Source organism: Vibrio sp. VPAP30, assembly GCF_001188205.1.
Classification (GTDB): domain Bacteria; phylum Pseudomonadota; class Gammaproteobacteria; order Enterobacterales; family Vibrionaceae; genus Vibrio; species Vibrio bivalvicida.
In genome coordinates, this window is record NZ_LBLS01000043.1 from 410,138 (window position 1) to 431,792 (window position 21,655).

General features: G+C 43.4%; 11 protein-coding genes and 1 pseudogene. 10 read left to right on the plus strand and 2 right to left on the minus strand.

Features of this window, described 5'->3' with window-relative positions; genetic code table 11:
* Positions 1-431: 431 nt before the first annotated feature.
* From ZX61_RS22115 to ZX61_RS24610, 3 genes are all read left to right on the plus strand, one after another.
* Positions 432-2,099 carry a hypothetical protein gene (locus ZX61_RS22115; protein ID WP_049846743.1) on the plus strand — a complete coding sequence of 556 codons (1,668 nt, stop codon included), beginning with the start codon at positions 432-434 and terminating at the stop codon, positions 2,097-2,099.
* Positions 2,100-2,102: 3 nt separating this feature from the next.
* The gene (locus ZX61_RS22120) at positions 2,103-3,542 is read left to right on the plus strand and encodes a hypothetical protein (protein ID WP_049846744.1); all 1,440 of its coding nucleotides are present in this window, start codon (positions 2,103-2,105) and stop codon (positions 3,540-3,542) included.
* Positions 3,543-3,818: 276 nt separating this feature from the next.
* A complete protein-coding gene (locus ZX61_RS24610) occupies positions 3,819-8,180 on the plus strand; it encodes an OmpA family protein (protein WP_235431371.1) in 4,362 nt (1,453 codons plus the stop codon).
* A 70-nt stretch (positions 8,181-8,250) separates the two neighbouring features.
* Here the strand turns inward: ZX61_RS24610 and ZX61_RS22130 are convergent, their stop codons facing one another.
* Both ZX61_RS22130 and tssH read right to left on the minus strand, forming a co-directional pair.
* Positions 8,251-9,879, minus strand: a complete 1,629-nt coding sequence (locus tag ZX61_RS22130) for a sigma-54-dependent Fis family transcriptional regulator (protein WP_049846745.1) — start codon at positions 9,877-9,879, stop codon at positions 8,251-8,253.
* Positions 9,866-12,544: a type VI secretion system ATPase TssH gene (gene tssH / locus ZX61_RS22135; RefSeq protein WP_049847001.1), complete on the minus strand. Its 2,679-nt coding sequence runs from the start codon at positions 12,542-12,544 to the stop codon at positions 9,866-9,868. The genes ZX61_RS22130 and tssH overlap by 14 nt, the downstream gene beginning before the upstream one ends.
* 454 nt (positions 12,545-12,998) lie before the next feature.
* On the opposite strand from tssH, the gene ZX61_RS22140 reads away from it, so the two are divergent.
* The 7 genes and pseudogenes from ZX61_RS22140 (at position 12,999) to ZX61_RS22170 (ending at position 21,654) form a co-directional block, all read left to right on the plus strand.
* A complete protein-coding gene (locus ZX61_RS22140) occupies positions 12,999-13,517 on the plus strand; it encodes an Hcp family type VI secretion system effector (RefSeq protein WP_049846746.1) in 519 nt (172 codons plus the stop codon).
* A 72-nt stretch (positions 13,518-13,589) separates the two neighbouring features.
* On the plus strand, positions 13,590-15,668 hold the full coding sequence (gene tssI, locus ZX61_RS22145; RefSeq protein ID WP_049846747.1) for a type VI secretion system Vgr family protein: 2,079 nt from the start codon (positions 13,590-13,592) through the stop codon (positions 15,666-15,668).
* Positions 15,668-16,153, plus strand: a complete 486-nt coding sequence (locus ZX61_RS22150) for a hypothetical protein (protein WP_049846748.1) — start codon at positions 15,668-15,670, stop codon at positions 16,151-16,153. Before tssI ends, ZX61_RS22150 begins: the two co-directional genes overlap by 1 nt.
* A gap of 38 nt (positions 16,154-16,191) precedes the next feature.
* A complete protein-coding gene (locus ZX61_RS22155; RefSeq protein WP_049846749.1) occupies positions 16,192-17,511 on the plus strand; it encodes a hypothetical protein in 1,320 nt (439 codons plus the stop codon).
* Positions 17,492-18,472 carry a DUF2169 family type VI secretion system accessory protein gene (locus ZX61_RS22160; protein WP_049846750.1) on the plus strand — a complete coding sequence of 327 codons (981 nt, stop codon included), beginning with the start codon at positions 17,492-17,494 and terminating at the stop codon, positions 18,470-18,472. Before ZX61_RS22155 ends, ZX61_RS22160 begins: the two co-directional genes overlap by 20 nt.
* A 4-nt stretch (positions 18,473-18,476) precedes the next feature.
* A complete protein-coding gene (locus tag ZX61_RS22165) occupies positions 18,477-19,421 on the plus strand; it encodes a hypothetical protein (RefSeq protein WP_049846751.1) in 945 nt (314 codons plus the stop codon).
* 233 nt (positions 19,422-19,654) lie between these two features.
* A pseudogene (locus ZX61_RS22170) lies at positions 19,655-21,654 on the plus strand (serine/threonine protein kinase).
* The last annotated feature ends 1 nt before the right edge of the window (position 21,655 follow it).

The window sequence follows — 21,655 nt, forward strand, 5'->3', positions numbered from 1 at the left end:
CTGGAAGGTTACCTTTGTGAGTGTTTCACACACTCACCTTTTTATTCTTACCTCTTTAGCAGCGTTGATAGACTTCAAAACTCTGCTGTGGAGGCTATATGGCTTAAACATCAATTCCAACGCGTCTAGCCATTTTACGATAAGTGTTAATTGTTACCTTCTGCTCATAAATAGAAACTTAGTACTTCAATGAAATATGCCGTATAGCGTTAAAGTGAGGGCGTTTTCATTGATTATTTTGGTTGCTATGAAGGTTTGTGTGGTTACTTTGACTTTTAATCTAGTTATTGTGCAGGTTTTGCATTTCTTCGCATCTAATTGAAATTAATCAGATAACTTAGTATCATTTCGCGACCAAATCGTACTTGTAAGCCTTATCAGCTTAAATGTCACCGCAACCATATTTACGATGTTGGTTGTGGAGAATTCACATGCAATTAGTTTGCAAATTTATACTTAGCTCGAAGTTATCCTCCAACGAGCTACCTTATGTTCTTACACCGGATGAGTGTATAGGGCAGCTTTCGCGTTTAAGAAAGTCTGATGATATCTTAAGAGCCCTTCCTAAAGGCTTAGTCGAAAAAATTTCCATATCGGCAAAACACTCTACGAACAGCCTGCTCGTTGCAGTGAAATCTGAATTAGCCAACGCTCACTGGGTAGCCCTATCGATCTTGCCGCGCAGAGCCGCTCTAACAGACGCCCAGTTACAATCTGCGCCCCGCTTAAAGTCGCGAATAAGCGCGTTGGCAGGAACAGGTGAGAATAAAGTACACAAAGCCAATTACCAGCAAGTGACCGACGATGTGCCTTTGGTCCGCAATTACACCTTTGTTCCCTCTGAGCCAAGCCCAGATCATAAAATCGTTGTCGAATTTGCGGGGCAGTGGTCTAGCAATGCAGCCTGCTTGATGCTAGGTAAGACAGAAGAGCAAAAAGAAAAAGTGACTGTAGGCAAGGCCGATACCGAAAATAAACACCGTAGCCTTGCGACATTTAAAGATCTAGAAACAGAAGGTAAAACACTTTACATCAAAATCCCTTGTGTCGACCAACCACAGCCGATCTTGCTAAAACTGGCAGAAGATATGCAACCCGTTGATAAAGAAACTCAGATGGATGAGTGGGATAACGTGTTAGTGCCTGTGAGACCGTTGGCTTACTTAGATGGCAGTAAAGACAAAGCAAAAGCCTCGGATCTGAGTGGTGGTTTCCTTTATGTCTTTTGGAAAGGGAAGCTTTGGCGAGAGATGGCCATAAACGAGAAAGGTTACTACCAAGATGTTGACGTCGAGTATTACCGTACCTTAGAGCAAGAAGAAAAGAAAAAAGACACACCTCAGGTAATACAAAGAAGCGCAAGCGGTTTTGCCATGGCGCATTTCTGGGCACCTTACAAAATATCGGGTGAAGTCCAACAGGGAGAAAATGGACTCAAGATCATTTTCTCACCAAAGCAAAAGCGCTTTGCTCAAATTGAAGCATTAGAATCGGATGCTGCTTTGCTAGAGAAATCCAGCACGCCATTAGATGAATTAAGCAGTTACAGTGACGCACAGTCATTCAGTGCACAAGAATTCACTTCCGATGTAGACAGTGCAGCCATCCACAAAGTAACCGAAGACGACATGCCATGGCTGAGCGACCAGCAAGCCATAGTACGCAGTTACGATCAGAGTAATACCGTGATCGCTTATGTGGATGGTAAAAACAGTGGTTTTCTATTGTCAGTTGAAACCGGGCTGATCGATTTTAATACCCCTGTCATTCATTATGCGGTGATATCTGATAGTGAAAGTGATTGGGTACTGAGTGAAGCGCTTCAATATGACCAAGAAAACCCACATTTTGCGACGGCGCAGCTCGGTGGTTTTCCCCCAAAAGGAAAATTTACTTTACAGATCACCTCTCCAGGTTATACCCATCACTCGGAACTGGTTTTTCAAGACTTAACTCTTGAGCAAATACAGAATTGGTCGACTCCGAGCCAAATGGCGGAAAGGGTAGAACCCGAGCCAGAACGCAGCGAACAAGAGCTGAATGCAGAAGATAATCTCAGCCAATATATGTCGCTGTGGAAACAAGAATTAGGAATGTAAGTGATGAATAAAAAAGTCGTATTTGGCTTGACCGCATTTGCTATTGCGGGCGTTGGGGTAGGCAGTGCCTTTAGCCCACAAGTTCAGCAATGGTTAGATGAAAGAGCGATTGCACAAGCGGAGCAAGAAAAATATAACAAGGCGTTAAACACGGTAGTCTCTTACTTAGGGCTAGCTGTTGGTGAAAAGTCAGAGAAAACTGATTGGATATTAGAGGTTGCAGACCCACGTACCGTGCCGTTGGCTCAGTGGGACAACCCCGGAGAAAAGCCGCAAATCATCACGCAGATTCACCTTGCTGAAAATCGCGAGACGGCAGGCTTATACACCATGAATTTAGACGGCAGTAACCTGCAAACCTTGTTGACCCCAGAAGAAGTTGGCGGCTTAGTTGGGTTTACCAAAAACTTGCGCCCGCAGCGCTCACCAAATGGGCGCTTCTTATTTTTTAACATGGGGTTGTTCGTACCATTAAAAGGTTGCGTCGTTGCAGACCTTAAAACCCGCCAAATCGAACGCTTCGGGGGTGATTGTAATTTTGGTGGCTGGCTGCCTGACAGCAGTAAAGCCTACATGTCGCAACTCGGTAAGGCGTATGAATTTGATACCAACAGCATGGTTATGAGTGAGCTACCGTTGGCTTTACCTAACCCGGATTCTCCTGAACTGAGAAAGAAATGGCTTGAAGGTAATTGGGGGGATCTTGCCTATGACAAAATTAAAAGAGTAAGGCTGTTAAATGATGGGAAAGAACTTCTGGTTAAGACAAGGACCTCACGTAGCAAAAAAGTTTTGGGTAGAGCCGATGAGGAAACCAATCTCATCTATCAAGTTGGCGACTGGCAACATTACACTGTGGAGCGTTATTACCCTAAGGAATGTTATTTACTCGAAGAGCGGAGAAAGTACAATGCCGTTGCAGATTATATCTACTGGCGGGAGGATGGTGGTGCGTTTACTTGCAACACCAAGTATGGCTATCGTGCGTTTAATACTCGAGATATGAGTAAGTCTACTCCATTAATTGGAGACAGTCGTTACGCACTTCAGATTGGAGTGTTTAGTGGAAAAGAATCTATCTTAACTAGGCTTAATCGAGCGCGACAAGCAGAAGAGATGTCACCAATTAATGAATTAACGTATCAATATCAAACCCCGTTGAAAGGCGATCGTGTCAGCGGTTTTTCCCTTTATGTTCCAGCGAGTTTACAGCCTCATTTTTCTGATTATGATTTACGTCAGGAATTCCCAGCCTTGCCAAGTCATTCCCAGTTTAAAGAAGCCTATGCTCGCTACCTCGCATCTCAGGAACAAAAGTGCAAAAAAGTAACCTACGAAAATTCTTCTGGTGAAGATATCTTTCGATGTGAACGTACATGTCAAATTGAAAAACAAGGCAATGTTTTTGTGACAACACGTTGCGACTCAAATCAGGTCAAATAAGGAGTAAACTTCGTGGCGAAATCAAACCTTAAAGTCAGTGGTGTTTACCTCCTGGGTCAACTTTTTGATGACACTGAACCAGTACCAAATAGTCGGTATTTTCCATTACGTAATGTGTGTTTCGCGCATAAAGACGACCGTGAAACTAGGGCTGTCAGCTATGATGGCGAAGGGCACCAAACTCAAACGACACCGAAGGCGGCGTTACTGTACAGTGACGCACTCGGGAAAATTACCTATTTTAACGCGCCTGAATCATTAGATTTGGGGCAAGATTTGCCACTGCAAGGTAATCCTGCATCCGTGACAACGTTTGCCTCTGGTAACTCTCGCTTACTATTTTTTCCGCCTTATTTAGCGCCAATTCATCTTATGAGTGAGGAGGGCAAAGACGGTAAATGGCTGGCGAATTTGTATAATTCGCTTATCTCGGGAGCAGAAACTAAGCCTTTAGAAAATTATTATCAAGTTTCTGAACAAAGTGATTATTCCATCTCTGAACTATTACCAAGTAAAGAGGTCAGTGATAAACACTATGCTGCTGCTATCGGTAAACTTGAGGACTCGATAGAGAAAAAGCAGCTGAGTACGCTAAAAGCCATTGTATTACCACAGAAATATACGATTGTGGTCCACTTCTCTGATGCAAACTTTGTTGGTGCGACGGTTACGCTGTCGAATTTTTCTTCACAGTTGCGAATTACAGGGGATGCAGAAAGCAGTAATTTAACCGCGGTGAGCAAAGTCAAATCATTAGAGTTTCGAGATATTGACGGGAAGAATAAAAACATCTACAGCGCGACATTTTGGGTAACTTCCGATTCGGTATTTAAACTCGAGGAGGCGAGCCAGCATTGCCGTTTTGATATTGATCTCTCTACTGTGGACAGAAATGTAACAGCTTACTGGTTAAGGAAAGACTTTCAAAAAAAATACAGTTTTTGCGAACGGGTGTTGCACTTACCAATCTCAACCCCGCTTGGGCGCAGTGCTTTGGTGAACGGTGATCCCATCTCGGTAGAGGAAGCACTGTTTAATCAAGCCCCTCACCTTTACCCCAATTTACTGGAAAAACTGAAACAAAGCCCAACTGATTTGCCTGAAAAACTCGCTAGTGAGCCAAAAAACGCGATTGCTCCCCAGATATGGCACAGTGTACAAAGTAATAAAGCGTACATTGAAAGTGCAGCCCAAACGATGCAACACAAGCTAAGTTGGCAAACCGTTGCCAAGGTTGCGGCAGCTTCTGTTGGTGGCAGTGCTGAGAGCGAAATCAGAAATATTGCGGGTGCTACTGGGGCTTGTTTATCTGTTATGAGCAAAGCCAATGATCTTTCAGCGAACACAGCCGCATTTGGCCAGAGCCAAATCGATCTGATTAATTTGTTCGGTGACAAAGGCAATATCTTATTTGATAAGTTGAAGGATAAAATCAATTTGATTGAAGTACCTTCGCAGTGGCGTCAGTTATTACAAGACACTCAAATAGCTGAAAAGATTGGTAAAGCTTACACCTTAGCGGATGTCATTGTTAAAGGTGGGAACTTAGTAGAGGCTTACAACAAAGACGACAAGGCAAATAAAAAACTTGATTCCGTTGTGGTTGAGTACCTTGCGACTGTACAGCAGCCTGGAATGCGGTCTTTGGCCAGCATTGATGATAAGGCGCTTTTGAACGCAGAGACGAAGGCGCTTGAACAACTCAAAAAGCTACTGCCTAGTCTTGGAGGCAGCGATGAGCTTTCAGTAAATACTGAGGTTCAAGAAAGGCAACACATCTTCGAATTGAGGAGTACAACGTTTGCTTTTGACCGCAGTGTTTCAGATAACTCTAAAGCGAAAGAGAGTTTAATGAAATTGGGGGGGATACTAGCGCAGTTACATCGTCCGATTCCAATAACTATAAAAGGTTACACTTGTTCTCGTGGTTCAATTGAATACAACCAGAATTTGTCAGAACAGCGAGCGAGTTATATACGAGAATGTATTTTAGAAGGGATTACGTCTAACCAAGCCGTTTGGAAAACGTGTATTCGCGCCATTGGTCTAGGTGAGCAATATCCGCTTGTTCCAAATGATTCTGAAGAGCAACGCCGACGCAATCGTCGTGTCGACTTACTGCTTCATTTTGAAGCAATCTTAGATTACCCGGTTTCTCGCGGTGGGTTAACGGTCGTTGAAAAAGCCCGCCAAATGATGATTGCTAATGAGATGCAGCTTGATAAAGCCACTTTAGATGCAATAGAACTTGCCCTTGATACCGCCCTTGATGTCGCTTCAGTAACGCCTTTGGGGGCTTCTGCTAACTTTATTTATACTGTTGCGAAGGAAGGAGGAGCGGCGTTCTCAAATCTTTATGATTTGTGCACCGAAAATGCCGACACGTTAAAGCTACGCAATAATCTTGAACAAATACAGTACCAAAATATCGTCTCTCAAGAACAGATATTGTCATTTGGTTCAGAGAATCTATCTGACGAAATGAAATCAAGCTATTACAAACGTGCTCACGCGCTTAATGGTTTGAGTCGATTATTACTTGAACGAAACTATCAGGAGATGTCAGGTGAAAAGACCAACGTTTCGTTAACGCATATCAATGATTACATTAAACAGTTTCTGCTCAACGATCAGTGGCAACTCAATGAGAATGGGTTTGGCATGGTTCATCTTGATGAGTTCTTTATGGATTCGGACTATGCAAAAGCCGAGTTATCACTCCTAAAAGCCAGTACTTATTCTGCTTATGCGCAGCTTGGTGCAAGTATAGCGGGCAGACGGTTAAGCGATTGGTACTCGGACGCTGAGGGTAGTGAAAGCCCTAGACCATTTATGGAATACAGCCCAATTCACTACATGGCATCTTCTAAGATTAATTCGCTCGTCAAAATGTTTCAGATACCATTTGATAGCGAGGAACTTGAGGCCTTATACAAAGGGGCTAAACAGTCTATATCGGTTAAAACATCTCGTGACGGCGCACCTAAAGACTGGATAGCAATGGATGAGTTCCTAGAAGAGAATGGATCTTTGTCACCATTTGATGAGGTCAGGATTATCGTCGTCTTGGCTAAGGAAGCTGTAGAGTCGTTATCTGAAGAAAAGCGTCGCTTATTGCATCGAGTAGGAATTGAGGTTCAGGCTCGCTGGAATTGGTCGAATTACTCAGATTTAACAGATGCTGTGCTAAAACGCTCAAAAATCGTTAATAAAAGTTCAGAGTACCTGCGAGATATTAAGCCTATAGTCGATAAGTTAAGGTTAACTTCTAAGGAAAAAGCGCTTCTTAGCCAGCAATCTGATGATGAAACTTGGGGCGTCATTATCGAACCGTCTTTTGTTTTTGGTGCCAATAAAATTAAAGGTACAAGACCGTGGATTCCGTTAGACTCGACGAAATACATGTATTTGAGCCATCTATTTAAAGAGGAAAATAGAGAATTACGCTCCGGTGAGTTGCCTCTAGATTATGAGTATCTGGCGGGCATCAAAGGGGTTAATGATTCATTTGAACCTATTGATTATAACTTTTGGGGGACATGGGGGATTTCTACATTCAATCTTTCATTAAGTCCTTCTCGACTTTATCAATTTGGTAAAAATAAGGATGTTAGGCATGCTGATCACTTGTTAGTTTCAGAAAGTTTCCTATCAGCGCCAAAACCGGATGCAGACCAAGGTAGTTTCCCTAAAGTATTTGATGACCCGATCGTTGAACTCCATATAATGCAAAGAGGCATTGGAGGCGAATACTCTGATTTTAAACGGTACTATAAAAAAGAAGTTAAGGGTTTTGATTGGAGTAAGTGGGTTAATTGCTTAGCTGTAGTTAAAACGACGCACTGTGCTGATACTCAATTTACTAATATGGGATTTGCTCCGGGTAAAGTGATAGGTGTTGAGGCCAAATTGAGAGAGGTTGAGCTTACAAACAATATTGATTTTCTACCTGGTGTATCAGGTGGAACTCATTTCGCTTTGGGTAAAAAGGAGTTATACCGAATAGGCACTATTCTTGAAATAGATGATGAATGGCAGTTTGATGTAATGACCTCACAAAAGAATGGAGCGTCATTAAAATCCGAGCTTTCCAACCAGCTTGAGACCTTGCGTCAATATTATTCAAGAATGAATTCGGATGAACTTAAAAGTCATGCCATAACCAACTTTGTTGGATTAAGCCAGAAAACGGATATTTATGCTCAGATCTTTAAGCCTGAATATGTCAATGCATTGGGTACAAAAGTTGCCGGGCTTAAACCATTTAAGAGAGTTGAGAATTTAGTTGATAATTTCCATGAATTTATTGATCTTCAACTTGAACTCATTGGCCCTACCGGTTCCGGGTTAAATGCTCAGTCGGACGAGCTAAAGCTAAATCTTCATTCTGTTGACCGAGAGAACATTCCCGAAACATGGTTCTCATGTAATGAAAAGCACATTCAAGCTGCCGAAGAAATTTTCCAAATTGAGGAAAAAGACGCTCTTTATGTGAAAAGAGGAATAGCAGAAAAGTACGGTAAAACGTATTCGGACATTAAGCCAATTTTAAAATGGTTAGAAGCGGGTGAAGCGAAACCTTCAAGAATAACTGATGCACAACTAAAACTGATAAATGATTGGATTTCAAGCAAATAAAAAACCGCCTTCGGGCGGTTTTTCTTTTCTTATCAATTAAAACAGAAGCTAAAATTTTCCCGTTTCCCCATCAACCCGCAGCAGAAATATCGTATTTCTTCATTTTGTGGTTAAGAGTGCTTAAAGGTAAAGAGAGTTGCTCAGCAGCGCGCTTGGTGTGCCAGTTACAAGCATTTAGGCAGTCTAAGATGACAGTGCGCTCATATTGGCTGACCACTTCCTTAAGACCTAAAGCATTATCTTCTGAGTCAACTGGTGTCGGCTCGTGAGAAGGTTGAGCTAGAGCAGGGGCTTCCGCTTTAACTTCGATGCTTGGCAGTTCTTCTGGGATTTGCTCACCAAATTCAATATGAGTAATGGTTTCGAAATCAGACAGCAGAACAGAACGCTCGATGATGTTCTTCAGCTCACGCACGTTACCAGGGTATGTGTAGGCCAGAAGCTGCTTACGAACGTTGGCACTTAGCCCAGGCGCTTGTGGTAAACCTAGCGTGTTGGTGGTGTGCTGAACGAAGTGCTCCGCAAGTGGAATGATATCCGACTTACGTGCCCTCAGTGGTGGCAAGGTAATCGGGAACACATTTAAGCGGTAAAACAAGTCGGCACGGAACCCGCCATCTTTGATTTGCTGCATTAGATTACAGTGCGTCGCTGCGATAACACGAACATCCACTTCAATCTCTTTGCTAGCACCCACAGGGCGAACTTTACGTTCTTGCAGAACACGGAGCAGCTTGGCTTGCAATAGCATTGGCATGTCGCCAATCTCATCCAAGAAAAGCGTGCCGCCGTTTGCTGCTTCAAACAGGCCAACCTTGTCTTTGTCCGCTCCTGTGAAAGAGCCTTTTTTATGGCCGAACAGCTCTGATTCCAATAATTGTTCTGGAATCGCAGCACAGTTTTGCACAATCAAGGGCTGCTCTGCGCGATTGGAGTTATCGTGAATGTACTTGGCGATCACCTCTTTACCTGCACCTGTTTCTCCGCGTAAGAGTACATCGACAGGTAGCGATAACACTTTATCAAGTCGAGCCAGCACGTTAAGCATTTCATCGCTCTCTGCAATCGGCCCTTGATAGGTTTTCTGAGTACGCTTTTTAAGTTGAGTGTTCTCACGCACCAAAGCCTGGTTATCTGCACTTAGGTTCTTAATGACTTGGCCGTACTGCTCTAACCACACCGCTTGGCGAATATTGCTCGCTGCCATGCGACAAAACTCCGTCAGCGCGGCTTCATTATCAATAACGCTTAAATCCATTAATACCAACAGGCCAATAGTTTTACTTTCACTGTCGATAAGTGGCCAGGCGAGTAGGTTTTCGCTCTTTAATCCTAGCGTTTGCTCTGCCTGGTAGATACTGTCACAGTCGTAGCCGTTGTACTTGTACAGTTCATTGATTAACACCACTTCACCATTGCGAATTGCAAAGTTAAACGGGTCGTTTTCACTGGCAGAATCAAGCTGAAGTGCATCCCAAGGGTGAGAGACAATCGTTTTATCACTGTGATGAGCAGTACTCGGAATCAACGCCTGTCCAGTTTGGTCCAAAACATAAATGATACCGTGCTTGGCGAAGGTCATTTGCCTCGCGGCAGTTAAGACGGCATCTAATGTTTGAGTTAACTGGCTGCGATCAGCCAAAGACTGGCTGATCGCAAGTAGTGCGTTGCTTAGTTCGCTATGGTTAGCTGAACGCATAGGTGAGAGTTCCTTGCTCATCGACAGAGACTGCGATTTGCGTGTGTGAATCATCCTTGTCGTGCACCAGCAACTGAGTAGATAGCTGAGGCAGCAACTGGCGGTTAATTACTGCATCAATGTTACGTGCACCGGTTTCAGCAAGGCGACAGTTACCTAATACGAACTCAACTAAACTCTCTTCGTAGCTCAAAGACAACTTATGGTGGCTTTGTAGACGCTCAGAGACTTTATTTAGTTTGTGATGAATGATTTCTGTCATCGCTTCATCAGACAGTGGTACGAATGGCAATACAGACATGCGGGCCAACAGCGCTGGTTTGAAATGCTGGTTCAACGTAGGACGAATCGCTTCAGCAATGATATTGGCATCGATGTCTTTCGACTGATGAACCAAAGACTCAATTTCATGTGTAGCGAGGTTACTGGTCATGATGATCAGTGTGTTCTTAAAGTCGATAGTACGACCTTCACCGTCGTTCAACGTACCCTTGTCGAACACTTGATAGAACAAGTTAAGAACTTCAGGATCTGCTTTTTCGACTTCATCGAGCAGAACCACAGAGTAAGGGCGTTGACGAACGGCTTCTGTCAGCATACCACCTTCACCGTAACCTACGTAGCCCGGAGGTGAGCCAATCAGGCGAGATACCGTGTGCTTCTCTTGGAATTCCGACATGTTAATGGTGGTCATAAAGCGCTCACCACCAAACATTTGGTCGGCAATCGCACGCGCAGTTTCAGTTTTACCTACGCCGCTTGGACCTACAAGCAGGAACACACCAGTTGGTGCATCTGGGTTACCTAGGCCAGCTTTGGCGGTTTGAATTCCTTCTGAAAGGGCATCGATGGCAAACTCTTGGCCTTTAATGGCTTGAGTTAGGCTGTCTTTTAGCTTGAGTGTGGTTTCTGCTTCGTCTTGAAGCATCTTACCCATAGGGATACCCGTCCAATCTGAAATAACATGGCTTACTTCATCTGGGCCCACTTCAAAGTGAACAAGCGGGTTACCACCACGGATCGCTTCCAGCTGTTCTTGGCAGGCTGAAATAGCAATGCGAACCGCTTCTTCATCCATTTCTGCGTATGGAGAAACTTCTAGCTCAGCCTCTGACTCTTCATCAGCCGCTATTTCCTCTTGTTCAGATTCACCACTAACCAGTGCATGAAGGCGAGATCGCAGGGCAATCATCTCTTGGATTTGCTCTTTCTCTTTGTGCCATTGTGTTTCTTGCTCTGCTAATTCTTCTTTTGTTGCGTCCATCGCCAGTTTTAGATCTGGAATGTTAGCAAGACTGTGCTTGTCGCCAGTTTGTTGCAGTGCGTCACGTTCAAGCGCTTCAAGTTCGCGCTGCTGAGCTGCTAGCTCTTGCTGAAGTGTTTCTACAGAAGCGGGAATGGCATTCAGGCTGATGTTGACTCGTGCACATGCCGTATCTAACACGTCAATGGCTTTGTCTGGTAGTTGACGGCCAGAGATATAACGAGCAGAAAGCGCTGCCGCTGCGGTGATCGCATCGTCACGAACGTAAACGTTATGCGATTTCTCATACGCAGGGCGCAGACCACGAATGATCAAAGCCGCTTGTTCTGGAGAAGGCTCATCAAGCTTAACAAGTTGGAAACGACGCGCCAACGCTGGATCTTTTTCAAAGTACTTCTTGTACTCAGACCATGTTGTTGCAGCAATAGTCTTTACTTCGCCACGCGCTAGCGCAGGTTTTAGTAAGTTTGCCGCATCGCTTCCACCTGCCTGATTACCACCACCAACAAGTGTGTGTGCTTCATCAATAAACAAGATGATTGGTGTTGGCGAGTTTTTTACTTCATCTAACACTGCATTTAAGCGCTTTTCAAATTCGCCTTTTACGCTTGCGCCCGCTTGAAGAAGCCCCATATCAAGGCCGTAAAGTTCAACGCCTTTTAGGTTGTCTGGCACATCGCCTTGGACGATTTTAAGTGCTAAACCTTCTACTACAGCGGTTTTACCTACACCCGGTTCACCTACCGCTATTGGGTTGTTTTTACGGCGACGCGCAAGAATATCAACGATTTGACGAATTTCTTGGTCACGACAGAAAACAGGATCGATTTCGCCTTTACGCGCTTTACCTGTGAAATCAGTGGTGAACTTGCTCAATGCAGAGCCATCTTCACGAGCTTGAGTATTCTCAGATGTGGCCACTTGAGCTTCAAGAGAATGAGTGGTCAGTTCTGCAAAGTTACGCTTTAGGCTGTCGGGGTTTACGGCTTCTAAAATAGAAGCGTATCCGTGTTGTCCGTATCGTAAAGGGTTACTGACCAGTGTTAAAAGCAAAGCACCAGAGCGGATCTGTGTTTCAGAAAGATCTAAAGAAGAAACCAGCCAGCTTTCTTGAAGCCACTCAATCAGCAAAGCAGAAAAAACGGGTTTACTGCCGTTTCCGTTGGAATTGCTGTCGAGAGATGAACGAACTGATTGTCTTAATAAATTCTCAGAACAATCAAAATGACTTAATAAGACGTCAAAATCACTATTTGGCCTTTCTAATAGACTCAGTAGGTAATGTTCAATTTGAACTTCGTTTGCTTTTTCAGAGACCGCTAGCGCAGCAGCATCTTCTAATGCGACTTTTGCTATTGGGTGTAGACGTTGAATTAATGAAGAAAGATTTATATTAATCATGGTCATATTGTTAGTTAGAGGAAAGAAATAGCCTCCATTATACTAAAATTGATATTTATCTTTTTTTATTGTGATATTTTACCTAGCGTTTTTTGGTCACTTTAATACGGTCAACAGGGTGTTTGATTAAAATATTTTCTCTGTGATTGTTATTATGAATATATTTCTGGTTGTTTTGACTAAAGTGGTAGTTTAATTAACTTAATTTGAATAAAAGTTAATGGTTATTTTCACTTTCGAGAATGAAGTCAATTTATTACTATTGGATTCCAATTTTTTGTTTATTTAACCAATAAGTTGTAATTAACAAACTAGATATTAATGGTGGTTTTTTATAAGTGCTTGTATTTAAAAGGCTTATGAAGTTGGCATGGAGTTTGAATAGTAGTAATCAGTCGCGGTGATAAGCGATTTGGTGATTTAACAAATTTAGATTTTAAAAAAGGAAATAGCGATGCCAACTCCAGCATATATGTCTATCAACGGTGAAACTCAAGGTCACATTACTAAAGATACTTACTCTGCAGATTCTGTAGGTAACACTTGGCAAGAAGCTCACGTTGATGAGTTCCTAGTGCAAGAGCTTGACCACGTGCTAACTGTTCCACGTGACCCACAAAGTGGCCAGCCTACAGGTCAACGTGTACACCGCCCAGTAGTTGTAACTAAAGTACAAGACCGTTCTTCTCCGCTTCTATTCAACGCGCTAGTGTCTGGCGAGAAGCTACCTGAGTGTGTAATCCGTTTCTACCGTACATCAGTTCAAGGTAAGCAAGAGCATTACTACTCAATCAAACTGATTGATGCACTACTAGTTGATGTTCAAACTCGTATGAACCACTGTCAAGACGCAGCAACTGCTGACCGTGTGACTGAAGAAGTGCTTAAGTTCACTTACCGCGCAATTGAAGTTACTCACGAAAACTGTGGTACAGCGGGTAACGACGACTGGCGTGCTCCACGCGAAGCTTAATCGCTTTTCGTGTAAAGATTCAGGGCCAACGTATGTTGGCCCTAATTCCATTATTTGTATCAGGTAAAAGATATGGTGAATGACGTAGAATTTAAATTTGAAGTGCCTGGATGTGGGCATGAATTTCGGGTCGAAAGTTTTCAGGTAACTGAAGAACTATCCAAACCTTTTCACATCAGTCTCTCATTACTTTCACTTGATCCAGATATTTCATTCGATACGCTAATTCGCAAAGCAGGTTCGTTAACCCTTTATGGTCAAGGGGTTGGAGCTGCTCGTGTTTTTAATGGTGTCGTCAATGAAGTGCGCTACCTAGGTTCTGGTCGTCGGTTCTCGCGCTACCAGTTAGTGTTAGTACCACAAGCTTGGTTCTTATCGCAGCGTCAAGATTGCCGCATTTTCCAGCAGAAATCGGCGTCAGATATTATTGCTGAAGTTCTAGATGATGGCTCAGTTACAGATTATCGCCTTGAACTATCGGGTATTTATCCTGCTAAAGAATACGTTTTGCAGTATCGTGAGTCTGACCTTCATTTCGTACAGCGAATTATGGCAGAACACGGTATGTGGTACTATTTTGAGCATACTGAAACCAATCACACTATGGTTATTGTCGATAGCAACGATGCTATCGCTCCGCTGTTAAGCACCCCGTTGAACTCATCTTACTTAGGCCCAGTTGTCTATCATGCCGATGGTGGTGGTGTCGCAGATAGAGAACATATTACCGATCTTGAGCTAGTGAATAGGGTACGTACGGGTCAGGTAACATATACCGACTACAACTACGAACACCCTAAAATTCCTCAAGAAATGACCAATGCCGGTGATTTGGACCAAGATCTTAAGCAATTTGACTATCCGGGACGTTACTTCGACCCAGCCATGGGCCAGGTGAGAACAACAGAGTGGATGTCTGAACATATTGTAGACAACCAGCAGGTGGAAGCGAGCAGTGATGTGATGCGTTTAGCGTCAGGTTATAGCTTTAACATTGGTGAGCATCCTCGCTCGGAAATAAACCGTGATTACATCATGCTGTCTGTTGTTCATACCGGGCAAGATCCACAAGTCCATGAAGATGAGACAAGTGGTATGCCGACAACATATTACAACCATTTTGCATGTATTCCACGTGACGTGGTGTTCAAAGCTCCAAAACTCTCTGCCCCAATAGTTGATGGCCCACAAACAGCGGTAGTTGTTGGCCCTGCTGGTGAAGAGATCTACACCGATAAGCTCGGTCGCATAAAGGTACAATTCCACTGGGATCGATACGGTGACAATGACGAGCATTCAAGTTGCTGGATTCGGGTTAGTCAGTCTATGGCTGCGCCAACCTGGGGCGCGGTATATCTGCCGCGTATTGGACACGAAGTTGTTGTAACCTTCTTAGAGGGCGATCCAGACCGACCACTAGTCACGGGTGCTGTGTACAATGGTCTTCATTTTCCTCCGTATTCTTTGCCTGAGAACAAAACACGTACCACATTCCGTACTCAGACGCATAAAGGGGCTGGGTATAACGAGCTGAGTTTTGAAGACGAAGCGAATCAGGAAGAAGTCTATATCCATGCTCAAAAGGATATGTCGACAAAGGTACTTAACAACCGTTATCGAGATATAGGCCAAGACGAGTTTCTAAAAGTTGCGCGACACCAGACCAATGATGTGCACGGTGATCATAAAGAAACGATTGATGGTCATAAAACGACTCAGGTTAACAGCACCTTTACTGAAACCGTTGAGCAAGATGTCAAGGTGACATACAACGCCAACGAAACTCAATATGTGAAGAATAACTCTGACTTAGAAATCGGAGACAACCGTACTACCAAAATTGGTAAGAACGACGACCTAGATGTCGGAGAGAACAGCAATTTAAACGTTGGTGCTTCTAAAAACTCTGACGTTGGCGCTGATGACAACCAAACGGTGGGTGGTAACTTAACCGTTTCAGTGAAAGGCAATACTTCGTATAAAGCCGATGGTGCAACACAGATAATCAGCGGTGAGAAGATAGTACTAAAAACAGGTGGCTCTTCTTTAGTCATGAATAGTGATGGTTCAATTAAACTAACGGGATCTGCAATCACTATTGAAGGTAGTGACAAAGTTGTGGTGAAGGGTGGCAACGTAGCGATCAATTAATGATGGAAAAACACAGTATTCAAGTACAAACCATCACGGAACAGCAAGCCGAATCAACGGCTTGCTTTTCTCGTTTTGGTACCATAGTGGCAATCAACCAATCAACGAATAGTGTTCGAGTGGAGTTTGAGGGAAATCCGTTCAATCAACCACTGACTGCGCGATTAGGTCGGGCTTTTCGTAGCAGTGAATTGCAAATGGCGATTGATAATCAACTGAGCTGTCGCATTGAATTTTTGAATGATGATCTAAGTTTGCCCTTGGTGACAGACATTTTTTTTTCGATTCTTGATGAATCAGAAGAGTTTACCTTGCGGGCTAAAAAGATGGTGATAGAGACAGAGCAAGAGTTAATCGTCAAAAGTGGTGACACGCAAACACGCTACAGTGGACGTGATGGCCGAATTACAACCAAAGCCAAATATGTGACTTCTCAAGCGGAAAAAGCCCAGAAAATTCAGGGTGGGACGATAGCGATTAACTGATAGCCATGGTGTTATTGGCGCTAAATACGGAAAGGTAGATGCGACAAAGAATCGGTGCTGAGCACCTTAATGCTCCCATTACGAGCCAACAAATTGATACTGCGCTAGAAAATTCAGAGCGAACTATCGATGCGCTTTCAGCCTTGTCTGATAGGTGGCTAAGCTTTTGCAATGAAAAGCTGTTGTTGGCCTCAGAGAGCCTAGGATTTCTTCTTAGGCAGCGAGTACAGATACATAAACAGGGCTACCCAAGTCGAGACAATACCTACTTGAACTTAATTGAGCGACAAATTGATGAGCTCAAGCAAGTTTACTTGTCTTTTTATCGATTGGCACCTGGCTTAATACATCAACAAAAGGATGTCGAGCCTGGCATCTATGCATGGCTGATGTTTCAACACGAGTTTGGTGATGAGCTAGATAACCTGCTTAGTGGCGTACGCTATCTTGATGAGCTTGATACAACGACAGCGACACTAATCGTTACTCACTCGTCACTTTCTTCACTAGATAACGTATTGGCGGAGCTTATAGAAGGACAGGCAAAATCAGCCTCTCTCTATTTTGAGTGTTTGCGCTTACGTCAGACTTTGAGCGTTGGATTGGTTAAGCATTGGTACAAAGCAGGGAGAATCAACGCAGAACTGGCTTGCCCTACACTCGCACTAAATGATGTGGAAGAAGGGGTTAGTTGGCTTAGCGAAAATGCGCAAGGTGACCAGTATCTATTTGAACGGTTAATTACCAAAGGTGATAGAAGCACCTGGTTTCGTAGGTACTTTGGCACTGAAGCTAAGCATATCTCCTCATCAAAAACCAAAACGTTCGCCAAACTTCTCGAGATCAAAGAGTTTATGGAGTTTGATATTGAGTCATCACTGGCACCTATCGACTTTGCATTAAGTGGAGACTGCAAATTAGTGCCAATAGTGATGGAGAATCTACAACACTTTGATGACCATCAGTACGAAATTTGGCTTCAGGCTCTATATGTCGTTTATGGTTCTCAACTTCCGATTAAGCCGCAAAACTTTGGCATTGATTACGATCGACAACAAGCGCACGATTTGTTGAGTGATTGGGTTGCTCAAGACAAGCATATACAAAACTTACCAAGTAGGCTCGGTTACGCGTTGAATTTCGACACGACACTGACGGCAATGCAAGACCCTAATATTGGCTTCACATTCCGCCAGTGGATGTGGCGACAGCTATGCATCCAATCAAGAGCTTACATTCCTTGGAACATGGTGATGCCTGTTCATCAACAAGATTGGAATTTCCGTAATTTTAAAGTAACGCCTTCGGTGAGTGAGCGATTCAACTTAAGGAGCACCAATGCAGTTATGGGACATTGAACCGCATTCCGAAGTCACTTTGAAAGGTCGATTTCAACGTGATGAACAAGGGAATGAAGTTTGGGTTGTAGTAGGCAAACGAACCTGGCAATTGGATGGAAGTGGTTGGTGCGAATTGGAACAAAGCGAAGTCTTTGATGATCCGCAGTATTTGGGCGAACCCGGGTTTTCCGCCATGAAGGTTGACCACGAGTTTGCCTACACCAAAAAGAACACTGATGTATTGGTTTTTGGCAAGGCGAGAAGCTACGCCAAAAAACCAGTGATCTATCAGGAATGTCGAGTGCTGATTGATGGCCATATCGATAAAACCTTATCTATTCACGGAGATCGTATTTGGGTTGAACATGGTGGTAGCGTTACCTTAAGCAAACCTATCCCTTTTGTTGAAAAAGATATCGATTATTCTTGTGCAATTGGTGGCGACATTCGCAACCGGCTAGGTGGAGGTATTGCGGGATCAACTGAAGAGTTACTTAAACAGAAAGTACCCTCGGTGTTCTATCCTAAGGAAGAATGGAGTGCGACTAGCTCGAAGATCCGTGTAGCTGGTTTTGGTCCGTTACCGCCTTTTTTTGAGGCTCGCCAAAAGCTGGCAGGCACGTTTGATGAGAACTGGGTCGAAAATCGTAAGCCATTGTTACCTATAGACTTCAGCCAACAGTTCTATCAGAGTGCCCCGCAAGATCAGCAGTGCAAAGGTCACCTTGCTGGTGGTGAACGCTTAATGATGAGCGGATTTTGTCATGATGACACGATCTCATTTCGCATTCCTAAAGACAGGTACGTTGCAGTCGCGAAGTTTCAAGACGAGACCTATCAAGCACCAATGTCCATTTATAGCCTATTTATAAATACGGAAGATAAAACAATATCAATGAGTTACAACGCGTCTTTTTTATGTCAGGACAAAGAACACTTGTTGGTATCTACCTCAATAGTTAAACAACAGGAAGGCTAGGGATATGAATGGGTCCACTGCTCGTTATGTACTTGGGATGGAAGTGATTACCCCGACAGGTATGAATCTGGAAATAGCTCAAACTGTTGCAAAAGCGGATCTCGCCAGGTTTGAGCAACTGGAGGGAGACGATGGTATTGAACGCTTTACGTATGCGAAAATTGATTATACCGAAGCACAAACACTACTCGACAAAACTTGTCAGCTGTCTGGCTACATACTTAGCTCGTTACTGGAACAATTACCACAATCGCTAAAGCCTATACCGTTAATTATCGCAGTCCCTAACGAGGTTTCCCTAGTAAAGGTGCAGGAATGGATAGGTGAAAGTACTTATTCTGACTTCATTTCTAAAATTGATGTTGTGCATTCAAGTGGAGCAAGCTTTGTACTTAAAGCGATGAAGTCCCTAGATGATAATGATGCAATGATGTGTATTTCGGTTGATTCTTTAGTCGAGTCACTGGGTGATCTAATCAAAGATGGCAAGGTGATGAGTACTAGTAACCCATGGGGCATTATCCCTAGTGAAGGTGGGGCTGGCTTGATTGTTTGTCGGAGAAACATCATTGAGACACTCAAGCTAAAACCTAAAGCAAAACTAGGTTACTTAGATATTGAATTAGGCGCTACTGATCGTAGAGGCATGTACCGCCTTGTCCAGCGCGCGAGTCAGCAGATTGATTCATTTGGCGAAGTGTACTCGGATATGTCTAACCTGCGAGCGCATACTGAAGATTATGGGTTTGCTTTGGGGGCGAAAGCAGAGCGCTTTATTCAACCTCAGCAACCTCACTTGATCAATGAATTGTGGGGAACTATGGGTAGTTGCTCCTCGCCAGCATTAATTGCTTACGCAGTAAAGAACCACCATTTTAATCAACCTACCACGCTTATGATGTTTGGCCCAGATGGCGACAAAGCAATACTTCAATTGCTAGCCTGTTGAGTAAATTTGCGCCAAATATACAATTGCAATAATGCCAATTTATCGGGTTGGTATTATTGCTATTAAAACTACGTAATCTACATAGTTAAAGCGTAAGTTAAAGACGCAGATTAGCTAGTAATAATAACTAAATTAATAGGCGTACTGTTCGTTTTTAATACCAGCCTTGAAACTGAGATATGTCAGCAAATATTATCTGCGCTTAATAATATTTTTCGATTAAAGAGTGCAGAGTGTCTGATAAGCAGGGAGCAGCCAAAGGATATATTGATCAGTTGGTTGTAAAAGCGATTGAGAGAAAAAAACAGAACGAACAAAGATTGGCGAATAAGAATAAGCCAAAGCTTGAATACGTTCTTTTTTCACAATTTGATGTGCTAGACACACTGCCATCGAAAAATGGTAGGACAACGGTTTACCATCTTGCCAAAAAAGGTCAGCCTGAGAAACAGATCTGTTGCAAGGTCGTCAATGAAGATGCCTCAGACATAGCAACTAAGATGCTGATTAATGAAGCCAGTAGACTAGAGATTTCTCAACATCCTAGTGTGGCTGAATTTATCAAAGTCGGAAATGAATTTGAGCGGCCTTATTTGATGTATGAGTGGATTCAGGGCGAATCCTTAGCTGAAAAGATGGAGCGCTATTCTACCAAGGGTTTCCGCCACGATCACATTGCTTGGTTGGTTTACCAACTGGCAGGTGCACTCGAGTTCATGCATACCAGAGGAATTTGTCATCTCGATATCAAGCCTTCGAATGTTCTGGTAAGTGAAGGCGACTATGTAAAGTTGATTGATTTTGGAGCTGCCCGCTACATTGGTGAGTCAGAATCATACTCTGAAGCAAGTTTGAGCTATGCATCTCCGCTTTACCTAGAATCAGGGACGACAGAACCACAAGATGATGTTTATTCGTTAGCTTTGCTAACAGGCCACCTATTTTTGGGGGCTATTTTTGGTGATGCTTGGCACAAACAACTGAAAGAGCGCAAGCGCGTCCCACTTATCCCAAATCATATCTGGAAACTGCTCAAAGAAGTCATCAACAACCCAAGGGGGCATGGCTACACGGCTATCTCTTTTGCACAGCAAGTTGCCCGTATAGACACTCAAGCGATTGACTCAAAGTCGAATGCACCGATTTTTAGTAGCCTGAGAAATGCTGACCTGTTGCTGACTCACCGCAAACCTTATGAACGTTTAGGGTACGGGCGTTTCAAAATATTGGAAGCGAGTTTGGTGTTGAGTGTTGCCGTAATTACCGGCAGCTATTTGTACAACCAGAGTCAACCGGAGTGGAAATCTATCATCAATCCCGCTCAGTCCTCCAATGAAGTCGTTAGTGTAATTAAACCAGCTCAAACTGCTTCGTTTCTGGCTCAATCACCTTGGGATATCGAGTTTTCACTCAATGATATGGAGAAGAATGTTGTTACGACGGCGCCTTATCGAGAAGCGTATCAAGTTCAGCAGATGAAACTCTCCAAGCTGTATAAGAGTAACCAATCTGAATTGCACTCTTATCAACTTCTGGCCGACGATTTACCCAAAGAACTGGTTGATTTGCGCAAAGACCTAGTCAATCTCAAGCAGAAACTGGTTAATGATGGCGCTTTGTTCCCTTATGCCGACAAGACGTTGACTGCGGTAATGGCAGGGCTTAATACGGCTTCAATTAACGCTTTGAAATTATCCGCTTTATCAGGCAGTAAAGAGCAGCAACTGACTAATCTGATTCTGAATGGAGAAGCAAAGCTTGCGGATGAAGAGCTTAAAGCGGCTTGGTTGCTCAACCAATCAGAAGCGTATTTCTATAGTCAGGTATTACCTGCAAATGTACTTTCGAAGCTCAATAGCTCAATAGCTCAATTGAGCAGTATGCAAAAGAGCACTACTACACGAAAGCTATTACTCAGGCTGAAGCGGCGATAGCATTTTTTGGTCGAACGCCCGAGCTAAACCAAAAAGTTAAAGACCTGATTGTGGCTAGAAGTGAATTTATTTTGTTTAGTACGGTCACGGAACAATCTATTTTTGACCAGCAACGACTGCATGACTCGTTAGTAGACTTAGAAACGAACGCACCAAAGACATTCAGTGAAATCATTGAAGTCTTGAACAATATGGCGAAGGAATCAATTGATAAAGGACATCAGATTTCCCAACCTGCCAGAGGAGCGTTAGCAGTCGATAACGCGCTGAAAGACTATTTCTCTGAGGTTAGAAGTTAAT